At 37.7% G+C, this 13,905-nt stretch carries 9 protein-coding genes and 1 tRNA gene; 4 read left to right on the plus strand and 6 right to left on the minus strand.

Annotated features, from left to right (window positions below; all coding sequences use genetic code 11):
• Positions 1 to 176: 176 nt before the first annotated feature.
• Both LB467_RS09550 and LB467_RS09555 read right to left on the minus strand, forming a co-directional pair.
• Positions 177 to 1,403, minus strand: a complete 1,227-nt coding sequence (locus LB467_RS09550) for a cysteine desulfurase-like protein (RefSeq protein WP_224473808.1) — start codon at positions 1,401 to 1,403, stop codon at positions 177 to 179.
• Positions 1,403 to 3,796: a S9 family peptidase gene (locus LB467_RS09555; RefSeq protein ID WP_224473809.1), complete on the minus strand. Its 2,394-nt coding sequence runs from the start codon at positions 3,794 to 3,796 to the stop codon at positions 1,403 to 1,405. Before LB467_RS09555 ends, LB467_RS09550 begins: the two co-directional genes overlap by 1 nt.
• 143 nt (positions 3,797 to 3,939) lie before the next feature.
• Here LB467_RS09555 and LB467_RS09560 point away from each other — a divergent pair, with 143 nt between their 5' ends.
• Complete coding sequence (locus LB467_RS09560; RefSeq protein WP_224473810.1) at positions 3,940 to 5,490, plus strand: M20/M25/M40 family metallo-hydrolase; 1,551 nt, start codon at positions 3,940 to 3,942, stop codon at positions 5,488 to 5,490.
• Positions 5,491 to 5,980: 490 nt separating this feature from the next.
• Here the strand turns inward: LB467_RS09560 and LB467_RS09565 are convergent, their stop codons facing one another.
• The 4 genes from LB467_RS09565 to LB467_RS09580 form a co-directional block, all read right to left on the minus strand.
• Complete coding sequence (locus LB467_RS09565; protein WP_224473811.1) at positions 5,981 to 6,349, minus strand: hypothetical protein; 369 nt, start codon at positions 6,347 to 6,349, stop codon at positions 5,981 to 5,983.
• Positions 6,350 to 6,392: 43 nt separating this feature from the next.
• On the minus strand, positions 6,393 to 7,382 hold the full coding sequence (locus LB467_RS09570) for a DUF1028 domain-containing protein (RefSeq protein WP_224473812.1): 990 nt from the start codon (positions 7,380 to 7,382) through the stop codon (positions 6,393 to 6,395).
• A gap of 139 nt (positions 7,383 to 7,521) precedes the next feature.
• Entirely contained in the window at positions 7,522 to 8,217 is a 696-nt protein-coding gene (locus LB467_RS09575) for a DUF2490 domain-containing protein (RefSeq protein ID WP_224473813.1), read from the minus strand.
• Positions 8,218 to 8,266: 49 nt separating this feature from the next.
• Positions 8,267 to 8,569, minus strand: a complete 303-nt coding sequence (locus LB467_RS09580) for a hypothetical protein (protein WP_224473814.1) — start codon at positions 8,567 to 8,569, stop codon at positions 8,267 to 8,269.
• A gap of 128 nt (positions 8,570 to 8,697) precedes the next feature.
• Between LB467_RS09580 and LB467_RS09585 the strand changes: the two genes are divergently transcribed.
• The 3 genes from LB467_RS09585 to LB467_RS09605 all read left to right on the plus strand — a co-directional run bounded on the left by LB467_RS09585 (position 8,698) and on the right by LB467_RS09605 (position 13,903).
• Positions 8,698 to 8,769: transfer RNA gene (locus tag LB467_RS09585), tRNA-Arg, on the plus strand.
• A 214-nt stretch (positions 8,770 to 8,983) separates the two neighbouring features.
• Positions 8,984 to 10,261 (plus strand): site-specific integrase, encoded by a 1,278-nt coding sequence (locus tag LB467_RS09590; protein WP_224473815.1) that lies wholly within the window; start codon positions 8,984 to 8,986, stop codon positions 10,259 to 10,261.
• 1,287 nt (positions 10,262 to 11,548) lie between these two features.
• Positions 11,549 to 13,903 carry a TonB-dependent receptor gene (locus LB467_RS09605; protein WP_224473816.1) on the plus strand — a complete coding sequence of 785 codons (2,355 nt, stop codon included), beginning with the start codon at positions 11,549 to 11,551 and terminating at the stop codon, positions 13,901 to 13,903.
• Positions 13,904 to 13,905: the final 2 nt, after the last annotated feature.

Below are 13,905 nucleotides of genomic sequence, written 5' to 3' on the forward strand. Positions count from 1 at the left end.
GGATCTAAGATGTTGATAATCAAAACATGTTAGAATCCCGAAGCAAATTCGGGATAAAGTCCGAAACAAACCCGCCTAAACGGAGGTAAGTTTCTTGACGAAATCAGGCTTTTTAGACAGCCTCTTTCCTAATTATACTGGTTAAAGTTACAAACCATCATTTATTTTAAAATGTTTTAGATGATTTTCTTTAAAACCCAAATCAATCTTTTTACCTCATCCAGGGAATTGTAATGCACCAAACTTACTCTCACCACGCCGTTCTTTTCTTTTAATCCGGAGTCTTCAATAAGTTTTTTCGCATAGAAATCACCAAACCGAATTCCTATACGGTAATCGTCTACTTTTTCAACGATTTCATCACTTTTCAGTTTATTATGTACAAATGAGATTGTGGGCACCCTTTTTTCTCTTTCTGCGGTATTTCGGCCAATAATTTTAATGTCGGGATGTTCATCGAGGTAAGTGATTAAAGGCTTACTTATTCGTTCCTCGTGCCGGCCAATCAATTCAAAAATCTTATCCATTTTTTCCTGAAAATCGGCCTTCTTCTCTCTTGGAAATTCGTGTTTAAATAATTGTTCAAAATATTCGGTGATTCCCAGTAAACTGTAGGTAAGTTCAAAATTGAAATTTCCGGGCTGAAATTTATATGGCACATCTTTTTTGGTAAAAAAGTAATGGTTAATGCCATCCATTTTATACAACTGATTGTACTTGCCGTACATCACTGCCAGATGAGGGCCATAGGTTTTATACCAACTGAAAACATAGAAATCTACATCTAGATTTCTCACATCCACCCGTCGGTGCGGCGCATAGGCCACGCCATCTACACAAATTAATGCGCCGGCTTTATGAACAGTTTTCACGATTTCTTTAATTGGGTTTATACTTCCTAAAATATTTGAAGCGTGGGTTACCGCGACTAATTTAGTTCGCTTGGTCAGTAATTTTTTGAGGTCGTTTATTTCCAGTTCCAGGCTGTCAGGATTTGCTTTCCAAACTTTTACATTAATGCCTTTTTCCTTTAGATCTGTCCAGGGTGAAACATTGGCTTCGTGGTCGGTATTGGTTACTATTACCTCATCACCCTCCTGCCATTGCTTGCTAATACAAATGCTTAAAATTCGTAAAAGCATAGAGGAGGATGGACCTATTACCACTTCTTCCGGCTTACCTGCATTTATAAATTTACTAACCTGTTTGGTGGCAAAATTGAGTTTTTCGCCGGCTTCCTTTGAAACCTTATATGAAGCGCCCAGTTGTACATTATGGTGCAGTAAATATCCGCTAATGCGGTCTGCGACTTTCTTTAAGGTTTGTGAGCCACCGGCATTATCCATAAATATAAACTCCCTTTCCAGTGCCGGAAATTGACTTCTTACAAATTCAGTATCCATTAGTCTAGAAGGCTTTCGTTGAACAATTCCAGAATTCTGCGGTACTCATCGGTCCAACTGCTTGGCTCTACGAAACCGTGATCTTCTACCGGGTAAATTGCCATTTCCCAGTCTTCTTTGCCTAATTCAATTAAACGTTGAGAAAGCCTCACCACGTCTTGAAAATGAACATTTACATCTACCATTCCATGGGCGATCAATAAATCTCCTTCAAGACCTTCAGCAAAATAAATAGGGGAAGACCTTTTATAGGCGATTGGATCTGCAGCCGGTTCATTTAGAATATTGGAAGTATAGCCGTGATTATAATGCGCCCAATCGGTAACCGATCTTAACGCAGCGCCGGCCTTAAAAGTTTCCGGTTCGGTAAACATTCCCATAAGGGTGATAAATCCGCCGTAACTTCCACCGTAAACACCTACTTTTTCAGGATTCACTCCGTGATTTTCTATAAGGTATTCCACTCCGTCAACCTGGTCAGAAAGATCTTTTCCACCCATATGGCGGTAAATTCCGGTACGCCAGTCACGCCCGTAACCCGCACTTCCACGGTAATCAATATCGATTACGGTATAGCCAAGATCGGTTAATAAATTATGGAACATGTATTCCCTAAAGTAACTGCTCCACCATTTGTGGACGTTCTGAAGGTAACCCGCACCGTGAACAAATACAACCGCGGCATCATTTTTCACATCGGCTTCAGGTTTGTATAATCTCGCCGGCACCATAGCACCGTCTTCGGCTTCAAATTCTATTAATTCAGGTTCCCTCCATTCGTAGCTGCTAAATGCTTCAGATTGTCCTTCCGTCAATTTTTCAGCTTCAGCATTTGCTTTTGATTTCTTTAAATATAATTCCCAGGGTTTGTTGCTGTAAGAATGTAAAATGGCTATATTTTTTTCATCGGGAGAAAGATAGACATCGTTGTTGCCCTCCATTTGGGTGAGTTTTTCCATCTTCCCGCCCATAACCGGCATTTTATAATAATGGCGTTCACCCGGTCCAACTTCTGAAGTTGTTAAAAACCAATGCTTTTTATTATTTGAAAGTTCCGGGTCAAAAACTTCAAAATCACCTTCGGTAAGTGCTTTTTTATTTCCGGTAGTAACATCTAATAGATACAAATGCGAATAGCCGGTTTCTTCACTTTGAAAGTAGATATGTTTATTATCGGGTAACCAGCCCATGTCCTCGCCCCCATAGTAAGAGTAACCAATTCCGGGTCCGGCAATCCATGCTTCGTCACGCTGTCGGTCTAAAGTGTTTAACTCTCCGGTTTCCAGGTCAATTTTAGCGATCCAGCGGTCTTTATTATCTTTAGAACGAATGTTAACCACCGCGTGTTCCCCGTTTTTAGAAAAATAAACCGTAGTAGGGGCTACCTCCCTTTCGGTTTCTTCCCATTCTTTATCGGGGTAATCTGTTACGTAATCGGGTAGGTCGGTAATTCCGGGTAAATCTTCTGTTTTTAAGGTATAAACGGTATCTTTTTCAAAATTGTAGATGGCCAGTTCAATACTGGTCTTATCGTCACCTACTTTGCTTCTTGCCGGTAAGTTGACGGTGTAGCCAGATTCGTCAACATAATTAGGCACGTCGGTGCTTCCATCCTGCTCCCGGGTAATAAGTTTGAAAGTTGCGAATTTTGCATTGGGGGACACCTGCAAATTACTTAGATCGCGATCTTCCAGGTAAAAAGTATAGGCTTCTTTTTCAGCCGTAGCTTCGCGGTAGGCTTCCCTGCTTTCTTTATCGGTTTTTCTTTTGTTTACAACCTCCAGTAATCCCAGGTTTTCATCTCTTACCCAGGCATCTTTTTCTGAAGTTTTATCTTCCTTTTCCTCTTCGGCTTTGCCTTCAGTGATATTGGTTAATTGTTTAATGCTGCCTGCTTTTCTATCGTATATAAAAGCATTATCGCTGGCATTAAAGCTGATTTTATTTTCGTCTGCCAGAAATTCGGCATTGGTAATAGCTTCTGAGAGATCTAATAATTGAGTGGTTTCGCCAGATCTAATATCATAAATTACCAGGTTTCCATTTTTGCTGAAAATCTTTTTGCTCCGGTCTTTATTGAAATCACCGTAAGAGGGAATTAGTTTTCGTTCTTCTTCCAAACTCACTTTGCTGATTTTCGAAGTATTCTTTAACTCAATTTTATAAAGAGAGTCTTGTACATTTTTTTTAGGATTATAATCAAAATAAATGGTTTTGCTATCGGCGCTCCATTTCACGTTAGAAGGAAACGTGCCCATCCAGTTCGGATCCTGCATAATTTTTTCTACGGAAAGTTCGCTTGTTTGGGAAATTCCGGTAAAACTGAAACTTATAAATAGAAAAAAGAGGAAGTGAAATTTAAAATTGAAGGTGTTTTGTAAGGTTTTTTTCATCGATTTAAGGAGTTGTGGGTTTATTTTTTAAAAGCAGTGCCAATATAGTTAAATTGATAATACTTGTAAAGTGCTATTGTAAACACTCCATCCGGTCTTAATTAATATCTTTATCCTGAAAAATTAAAATTTAATAATACAGAATGAAGAAAAATTTACGTACACTTTTTAGTTTATTTCTTGTAGCGGGTGCATTACAGGTGCAGGCGCAGGAAGAAATGGTCGATAAAATTCTTGCCGAGGCCAATGAAAATTCAAAATTAGAAGAACTTGCCCATGAGCTGGTAGATGTTGTAGGTCCGCGATTGGTGGGGACTCCACAAATGAAAAACGCGCACGACTGGGCGGTGAAGAAATATGATAGCTGGGGAATTTCAGCTGAAAACGAGGAATATGGAACCTGGCGTGGCTGGGAGCGAGGAATCACCCATATTGACCTTGTTGAGCCACGATTAAGAACGCTGCACGGGAGGCAACTTGCCTGGAGCCCTTCAACAGGAAAAAAAGGAGTAACTGCAGAGGTAGTGATATTGCCTGAAGCTTCAGACTCTGCTGCTTTTGCCAATATACTTTCTTCGGTTAAAGGAAAATTTGTAATGATCTCGGTAAACGAACCAACCGGAAGACCTCCTTATAACTGGGAAGAATGGGCAACCGAAAAATCCTGGAAAAATATGCAGCAGAGCATTAGAGAAGCCGATTCCCTTTGGAGAAACCGAATTCAAAAAACTGGTTATGGTTACCGTGAATTGCCGAAAGCACTTGAAAAAGCAGGGGCAGCAGGAATTGTGACTTCTAACTGGTCACACGGTTTTGGTGCAAATAAGGTTTTTGGTGCTTATACCAATAAAATTCCAACGATAGATTTGAATCTGGAAGATTACGGCTTGCTTTATCGTTTGGCTGAAAATGATAATGCTCCCGAAATAAAAGTGGTTGCTGAATCTAAAGATCTAGGTGAAGTTCCTACTTTTAATACTATTGCAAGGATTGAAGGCAGCGAAAAACCTGAAGAATATATTATACTTTCAGCTCATTTTGATTCCTGGGACGGCGGGACCGGTGCTACCGATAACGCTACCGGAACTGTGGTAATGATGGAAACTATGCGAATTCTTAAAAAACTATATCCAAACCCAAAACGTACAATTATTGCCGGGCATTGGGGAAGTGAAGAGCAGGGACTTAACGGGTCACGTGCTTTTGTAAAGGATAATCCGGAAGTGGTTGCGAATGTTCAGGCTCTATTCAATCAGGATAATGGTACCGGAAGGGTTAAAAATATTAGCGGACAGGGTTTCCTTCACGCTTACGATTATATCGGAAGATGGCTGGAGCCGGTTCCGCAGGAAATAAAAGGTGAAATTGAAACTTCTTTCCCGGGAACACCATCGGGTGGAGGATCTGACCATGCTTCTTTTGTAGCTGCCGGAGCACCTGCATTCATGTTAAGTTCTTTAAGCTGGTCTTACTGGAACTATACCTGGCATACCAATTTAGATACTTATGATAAGATTGTTTTCGACGATGTGAGAAGCAATGTGATCTTAACCGCTATTATGACTTATATGGCCAGCGAAGATCCTGAAACAACTTCGAGGGAGAAAGCTGTTTTACCAATTAGCAGAAGGTCTGGTGAGCAAATGACCTGGCCAGAGCCAAGGGATGCCGAGAGAAAAGGAGGATTGGATTAAGTTCTGATTTTTTTCTGAATAAAAAGAGGTTGTTTGTAAAGTCTTTAAATTCGTCATCCTGAACTTGTTTCAGGATCTAAGATGTTAAATATTTAAAACATGTTAGAAGCTGAAACAGGTTACCATTGACGTATTTTTAAAATCCTGTTATTCAGGCTTGTTTTTATAATTCAAAATGAAACTTAACTGGTATGGAAGTTTCTTTTTTTCATTTTTTGCTCGCCCAAAAAACGAAACAAAAAAGGGCGTCCTATGTGGAGGTGTTTTTTTTGGCAACAGGGCCAAAAAATCGCAAATCAGCAGCTAAATTTTTTCCAAGGCTTCAAATTATTAACGCTGCTGATTTTCTACACTCACACACGGAGTTTAAAACTCGCTTTGCTCGAAAACGTCATTTTCCTCCGCTAGGTAATTTTTTTTATCACGGGTCTCAGCTTGACGGAAACAGAATTTTTCAAACAACCTCCTCTATTTATAGAAATCTAAAAGTTTAACCTTCAAGATCTGCTCCTACAGGGATTGCGCAATCGTGATAAGGCTCTCCGTGAGCAGGGTTTTTAGTAGGTTTTGCTTCTTTCAACCTGATAGGAGAAGTAGTCATTTCTGAACTGGAACCTGCATTGGTATTATTATTTGCTCCGCTTAAAGAAGCACCAACCGGCATATCGCAACGGTGACCTGGTTCCCCGTGTGGCGGGTTAACATCTGGAGTTTCTGCACTTCCAGCCGTGTTTCCACTCATTTCAGTATTTGTAGTGGTCTGGGTTTTGGGAGTTTTTTCTTCGTCTTTACAAGAAGTAATAGCGGTAAGTGATACAACCGCTAATCCTAGAAAAATTTTATTAAAAGTGATTTTCATAATAGCATTGTTTTATGTTCTAAAGATACTAAATCTGTGAGGATTACTGGGTAAGCATCTCCAATTCCTCTTCGGTGACATCTATAAGTCCGGCTTTTGGCAAACGCTTCAGCATTGTCCTCCAGTTTTCATCTTCATCAAAAATCCTGTCAAAAATTTGTTTTGCTTCGTCTAAACGATCGCTATTGGCAAGGGCTACAGCTTTCCAAAATCTCATTTCCAGGTTATCGGGAAACATACTTTCAGCAGTGCCATATTCCTCTAAAGCTTTTTCTACATTTCCTTCTTCCATAGCCAGATCGCCACGGTTCATAAATTCGTAAGCTCTCGCGGTTTTTAGTAATCGGTCTAATTCTTTAACCGGGTTTTCGTGATCGTCTACCCGAAGGTCTATTTTTTTGTCTTTCCAGATTTCTTCAATTTTGTCGGGCCCAACCACGATTAAAGCAGCCGATTGTTTCCCCCGAATATCACCACCTGCATCCTGAGCGGCTTTTAAAACAGCAACCACTCTTTCGGCTAAAGGCAGGTTTATATTTTCTGTGAATGCCTGAGCCATTGCCGGTACAACATCATCATTAAGCATCATATTTGCCTGAACGGAAAAATTATCTCCATTCACGTGTTTAGCTTCAGCTACACATTTTTCTCCTGTGTACGCCGCATTTGCTCCAGATTTCCCCAAAATGGCAAGTTGTCTAAAATCACGACCTTCGTCATTATTGATAAGGCTTTCCACGGCTTCTTCAGGAGTATATCCATCATCTAAAAGCTTAAGTCCTTCGGGACCAAAAGCGGGATTTACAAAAGACTGGGTGGCGACTACCCCAACCCCCGATTTTCCCCAGGCTACAAGTGGGCCGACTGAAAACCAATGGCTTTGAACGCCAACTGCCATTTCACCGGTTTTGGCATCGCGAGCCACAATAGAATAGGTATGTGCGAAAGCGTCTCCGCTAATTTCAGAAGTTTGGGCTGTACTATTTAAAGTTGAAATAAATATTAAAGCGGTAAAGAGTAAAAATTGCTTCATAATTGAGTATTCTGATTAAAAACTAAAGATAACGAAACTCTACTTAATTATTCCCCCGGTAGATTTAAGACTCCGGGTTTTGATTCGATTGGGATTTTTTGGCGCATATATTTCTTAGGCTTATCCCAGGTTTATTTGTTTAAAAAGTATGGTGCAGGCTAAGCTGAATTTGTCCCTTACTAACATCATCTGTAGTCTGCGTCATATACCCGCCCTGTAGTTTTAGATTGTCTTTTAAGGCATAACCCAGCGCAGAATAAAAGCGGTTACGGTCAAATAATTCTACACTCCGGCCGGCTCCAATTCCTCTTTCTCCGTTAATAAATAGCTCATTGTACAATGCAATATAAATGGCATCTTTATTAAGATTGGGCTGATTTAAAGGAATGTTCAAAAACAGGTTGTAACGGTATCGTGTTCTAAAGTCCTGATTTTCTACCCAGCGCTGTTCATATCTAAAACGGTGAGTAAGGTAAAATCGACTGCTTATTTTATGTGGAAGTAAGGCTTCCTGGTAAATTCTGCTTTCGCCCGAAGTTTCGTTGCTGTCACCAAACTCTCCAGAGGTGATATTACCATATCCAAGGGTGAATTTTACATCGGCATTTTTAGGGGAATAGGTAAGGCCCCCACGAATAAGTAATTGCTCAAGGTCACCGCCGAGGTCCCAGTTTCTATATTGTATATCTCCCTGAAGTCCCCATTGACTTTCGCCAAAATCGGTGTTCCAGAAATACATATACCAGGCACCGGTTTGATCTTCATCAATTTGGGCATTGGCAGAAAATGATATAAATAGGCTAAATAGAACTGCGGAAACAAATAATTTTTTCATTTTTCGCTTTTTCCGCAAATATAGCATTCCGCAGAGAAAAAATAGGGATTTACAGTTCTTTCACGTTTGTTACCAATATATAAAGAGGTCCACCATCTACAGGATATCCCTCTATTTTTGAGCCCGAAATAGAAACTTCTTTCCCAATAAATTCGTCTAGATCTAAATTTTCACTCTTAAGGGCATAGAACTCATCTTCTGTATTAAGGGTATGTGTACCATATTGATAAGAAGTTATTCCCTGACTTTCTATGGTTCCTGTGAGTTGCATCTGTTCATTTAAATTTTGCCTGTTACAATTAGTACTCAGAAAAATAAGACTTGTAACCAGGCTTAGAATTATAGCTTTCATAAAAGTTTTCATTTAATAATAGAATAGCAGCTGAATTAAAGTTAATAAAAGGAAAGCAACCCTGCTGAAGTTTTAAGTTATAATATGATGAATTTCTGAAAACATTATTATTTTTGTGCCGCTTACAAGGCCTCGTAGTTCAACGGATAGAATAGAAGTTTCCTAAACTTTAGATCCAAGTTCGATTCTTGGCGAGGTCACTTTTAACATTTTAAATGAAATCAAAAAACACTTAATCGTCTGAATATCAGTTTTTTAATATTTTTTAATTTTAGATGATGTTTAATGATATCGCTGTAAAAGTTCACAAATCGTCAACATTTTTTCAGCAAAAATTCTTATCTTGATATTATGAAATTGTTCTCATAATGGTGGTTTGACTTCGCAAAATTGTTCAACTTAAAATCATCAGTTATGCGTACTCAATCAACATTTTCCGTTTTATTCTGGATCTATTCCAAACGAGCCAAAGATAATCTGACCGTTATTTACGCCAGAATCTCTATTAACCGTAGAAAATTAAACATCAGCCTTAAGAGAAAAGTTGATGTTACCCTATGGGATCCCAGGAAACAAAAGCTCAAAGGCAAAAGTCAGTATGCCAGGGAACTCAACCAGTTTCTGGATCAAGAGCACTCCAAATTATTTCAATGTTACCAGGACTTGAGAATGGAAGGGGGCGTTCTTTCTCCCGAAAGTATCAAGTCACGTTATTTTGGTGATAGAGAGCATCTTTTTTCTTTTGAGGACATTTTTGAATATCACAATAACAATATGTTTTCGAAATTGAAGTATAATACTTCCCGATTATATATTATAAGTCAAAATTATATCAGACGGTTTGTGAAAAAGGAATATGGACGGAAAGACCTTTATTTAAAAGAGCTGGACTACAGTTTTGTCATAAAATTTGAAAATTACCTCCGTGCAGTCAAGCCTCGGCACTATCGTAAAAATCTTCAGCACAATGCTGTAATGAAACATATTCAACGTTTGAGAAAGATGGTCACTCTGGCCTTTCATCTGGAATGGATTAATCGTGATCCATTTGTAAAGTTTAGACCACACCTGGAACAAAAAGAAAGAGGATTTTTAACTCTGGAAGAATTAGAGAGCATTGAAAATCTTGAACTGGAATCACCTCGACTGAAAAAAGTAAGAGACCTCTTTATTTTCAGCTGTTATACCGGGGTAAGTTATGGAGATCTTATGCTTCTTACTCCGCAAAACCTGGTTATTGGAATTGATAAGAAATTCTGGATAATCACCAGGAGAGAAAAGAATGGGAATCAGGTAAAAGTACCTTTACTGTCAAAGGCCATCAATCTGCTTGAAGAATATAAGAATGATAAAGAATGTCTTATGAAAAATAGTCTTTTACCTGTCAGGTCGAATCAAAAGGTCAACAGCTACTTAAAAGAAATTGTTGAAAAGTGCAATATAGAAAAGAATGTGACCTTTCACCTTGCCCGGCATACCTTTGCCACAACTGTTGCTTTGAGCAATGGAGTTCCAATAGAAACAGTTTCTAAAATTTTAGGCCATAAAAAACTCTCTACAACCCAAATCTACGCTAAAGTAGTGGAACGCAAAGTAAGTGAAGATATGGGATTACTACAGCAAAAATTAAATAAGCCCAGAGAGGATGAAAGTAAAAAAGATGGGGGAGAGCCAGCCAGAAAAATGAATTAGGAATTTAATATTTCACCAAACACAATAAAATTTTGTAAAATGGGTAATTATAAAAAACTAAATTTGTTAAAAAGTACGGATGGGATTAAAGTAGGTTAAGATAGGAGTATTTTAACCTTGCGGAAGTCAAAATCACTTAGACTCTAGTTTTTTATGGGCTAACGAAACAGAAAAGTTTACCTGTGTCTGGACATTTCCTGTCTTTAGAAATAAAGCAAGCAATCTATAGCAGCATCTTTCCTTCTCATTAAAAAGCCTGTAGGTTTATAATGCGTATGGAGAAATGACTCTTCCTTTTCTGTCATGAATAACCAGAATTAGAATAGTCCTTGGTAATATCCAACACTACCAGTGTTTTATTTTTAAGCAAAAAATAGCTTATTTGTTTCCTTTCTGGATATTTTACGTACAAATAGATCGCATTCAAAATTTATATTGTCCTTCAAGCTTTTATACATAAAATCTTTAAAACCAACCTACCTTCTTTTCATTATCTTTAAGTAGATAAAATGAAAGCAAAGTGGTATGTTATTAGAACGGGTACCGGTTTTTACTCTTCAGCTGGGGGCTAAGGTTCGGTATTTTTTTAATTATTTACTGCGGGAAACAGATTCGCAACTTGGATAGATTTTTTTGCTTCTACAAATTCATTAAGGATTTCTGAGCGAAATTAGAATTTTTGGTTTTTAGAAAATTCAGAACAATATAGTGGTAATTTGTGTCAAACCATTGGTCATTTCCATAGCGGTAATATCCAAATACCTGGCCATAATATGAAAAATCAATATAGGGAATCAGGTCAGTTTCAACGTCTTTTTGAAGATTTCAGTTTTTCTTTACGGCTTTTTCTACACATTTGGAGAAGCTCCTGTAATTCGATTTTACCTGACCATTATTGCTCGCAGGCTTTTTTGAGTTCTTTGTTGCTACCAATTCGCGGATAGCCAAGAATGTGCGTTTGCATTTCTAATTTTTAATAATTAAACAATTAGTTTTTAAAGCCTTTAAAATGCTTCGTAATGCTGAGCGATAAGAAAAATAGGGGAAATAGGAGGATGTCCCGAAAGGGATACCTTTCCTTTAAAATAAAAAATTATTTTTGGTAACATCTTTAAGATCTAAGCTTCCAAACGGCGAAAGCCTTGTGCAATCAGAATAGGTAGGTCTCCCGACTTTTAACGGTATCTGTCATCCTTCCCGCATTATTTATAAATATTCTAAATAAAATTTGCGCTTTAATTTAGAAGATTTTATTTTTGCCGTAAAATTTATTTAGACTAATTCTAAATGGTATATACTGATTTAAAGCTATATTTTATCATATTCTTTTTAGGTTGGAGCGTACCATTAATGGCGCAAAGTTCTGATATAACTGGTAAAATTTACGGTTCTGATAATAAACCTTTACTGGGGATAAATATTCTTATTCCTGAAATTAATAAAGGAACTGTAAGTGATAAAAATGGAGAATATCATTTAAAAAACCTCAGGCATGGGAGTTATAGTTTAAAAGTTACAGGCCTTGGATTTTCAGCAATTGTAAAGAATATAGAAATCATTGCAGGTAAAGCTCTGGAACTGGATTTCTATCTGCAAGAGAGTTTAGAAAATTTGGGTGAAGTAGCAATAATCGCTAAAAACAGGGCAGAAAATTTGAGGGAAAGTGCTTATGAAGTTTCAGTAATAGAAACTGCAGCTTACAAAAACCTATCTGGCGACCTTACTAGTTTATTAAAAACTACGCCAGGCATAAATATCAGGGAAACCGGTGGCCTTGGTTCAGATTTTAACCTTTCATTAAATGGCCTCTCAGGAAATCAAATTCGCTTTTTTATCGATGGAGTGCCAATGGAAAATTTTGGTAGTTCTATTAGCCTAAATAACTTCCCGGTTAATTTAATAAAAGATATACAGGTTTATAAAGGTGTGGTTCCAATTTCTCTGGGAGCAGATGCCCTGGGTGGTGCCGTGAATATCACCACCGAAACTAAAAGATCTTCCTTTTTAGATGCTTCATATAGCCTAGGTTCATTCAACACTAAGCGAGCCGCGGTTAATGGACAATACACAAATGAAAAATCGAAATATTATGTTCGGCTAATCACCTACTTTAATCACTCTGACAACGATTTTGAAATGAAATCGGTTCCTCTATATGACCTGGAACTTGGTAATTATTTTGGTGAAATAAGTACTAAAAGGTTTCACAGCGCCTATACCTCTGGAATGGCCAAAGTACAAACCGGAATATTTGACAGGACCTGGGCAGATGAAATCGTTGTTTCCCTAACCTGGTCTGGCAACAGAAATAATCAGCAACACCCATCAAATAATATCAATAGGGTTTTTGGGGATTTTCATACTAAAAATGAGAATATCCTGGCTGATATTAAGTACAAAAAACAATTCGATAAATTGGGCCTTAGTGCTCATTTGATGCACGGCAAAATCGAGCAACAAACTATAGATACTTCGGCATATCGTTATAATTGGATAGGAGAAAAATTAATGCGCTCTAATGAAGATATGAGAGGCGAATTATTTGATAGACGTTCATTTATCGTTTTAAATGATGAAGTATTAAGAAGCAATGTCCAACTGGATTATGAATTTAACCAAAATCATAGTCTGATTGCTTCTGTTAGTCAAAATTCGTTGCAGAGGGAAGGTTATGACAAGGTGAATGAATTTAATACTTCCATAGAATTTCCAAATTCGGTAAACAAGTATATAATTGCGGCAGGTTATGATTTTAGCACAAATTCCAAAAAATGGAAAGTAGGAGCGTTTGTGAAACAATACGTTTACGATGCTGAAATTACCACTAAAGATTTTCAGGACAATATTGTATTTAACTCAGTAAATTTAGATCAAACAGGCTTCGGGATAACGGCAACTCATTTTTTAAGTAATACATTTCAGTTAAAATCTTCATTTGAAAAAGCTATAAGATTACCGGAAGCTTACGAAATTCTGGGAGATGGAGTTTTCACCAATCCTAATCCTCAATTAAACCCCGAAGAGAGCGAAAATTTCAACCTTGGATTCCGTTATAAAAATCCTATTGGAACTTCGAATTTTAGAACCGAAGGGAACTTTTTTCTAAGAAATTCCACCAATTTTATACGCTTCAGGCCAATGGGACCTTTTGGCCAATTTGAAAATATAAATAATGTTAGAACTCTTGGGGGCGAGTTGAGTAACCAGATAGTTTTTAATAGAATTCAGCTGGACCTAAATGCTACCTATCAACATATTACCGACCAAACAGAAACAGATGAAGGTTTACCTAATGTGAATTTTGAATCCAGGGTACCTAACATTCCTTATTTATTCGGTAATCTAAGAATTGGTTACGATGCTTATGCCGATCCAGATATTGGAGTAGTTAATATTTACTGGAATTCCCGATATGTCCACGAATTTTTCTTGAATTGGGAAAACCTTGGTAATGCAGATACTAAACCTACAATTCCTGCCCAACTTGCAAATGATTTGGAGCTGGAATTTAGTTCACCTTCCCGAAGGTATAATATGAGCTTTACTGCTGCCAATATTTTTGATACAGCACTTTACGATAATTTCAGGATCCAAAAACCTGGAAGAGCCTTTTATTTTAAAATCAGATATAACCTAAATTAAAA

It is taken from the genome of Salegentibacter tibetensis (assembly GCF_020164485.1).
GTDB classification, from domain to species: domain Bacteria; phylum Bacteroidota; class Bacteroidia; order Flavobacteriales; family Flavobacteriaceae; genus Salegentibacter; species Salegentibacter tibetensis.

Bases quoted from the DNA above. Each gene is read 5' to 3' on its own strand.
- LB467_RS09550 (WP_224473808.1), bottom strand. From the start codon at position 1,403: ATGGATACTGAATTTGTAAGAAGTCAATTTCCGGCACTGGAAAGGGAG.
- LB467_RS09555 (WP_224473809.1), bottom strand. From the start codon at position 3,796: ATGAAAAAAACCTTACAAAACACCTTCAATTTTAAATTTCACTTCCTC.
- LB467_RS09560 (WP_224473810.1), top strand. From the start codon at position 3,940: ATGAAGAAAAATTTACGTACACTTTTTAGTTTATTTCTTGTAGCGGGT.
- LB467_RS09565 (WP_224473811.1), bottom strand. From the start codon at position 6,349: ATGAAAATCACTTTTAATAAAATTTTTCTAGGATTAGCGGTTGTATCA.
- LB467_RS09570 (WP_224473812.1), bottom strand. From the start codon at position 7,382: ATGAAGCAATTTTTACTCTTTACCGCTTTAATATTTATTTCAACTTTA.
- LB467_RS09575 (WP_224473813.1), bottom strand. From the start codon at position 8,217: ATGAAAAAATTATTTGTTTCCGCAGTTCTATTTAGCCTATTTATATCA.
- LB467_RS09580 (WP_224473814.1), bottom strand. From the start codon at position 8,569: ATGAAAGCTATAATTCTAAGCCTGGTTACAAGTCTTATTTTTCTGAGT.
- LB467_RS09590 (WP_224473815.1), top strand. From the start codon at position 8,984: ATGCGTACTCAATCAACATTTTCCGTTTTATTCTGGATCTATTCCAAA.
- LB467_RS09605 (WP_224473816.1), top strand. From the start codon at position 11,549: ATGGTATATACTGATTTAAAGCTATATTTTATCATATTCTTTTTAGGT.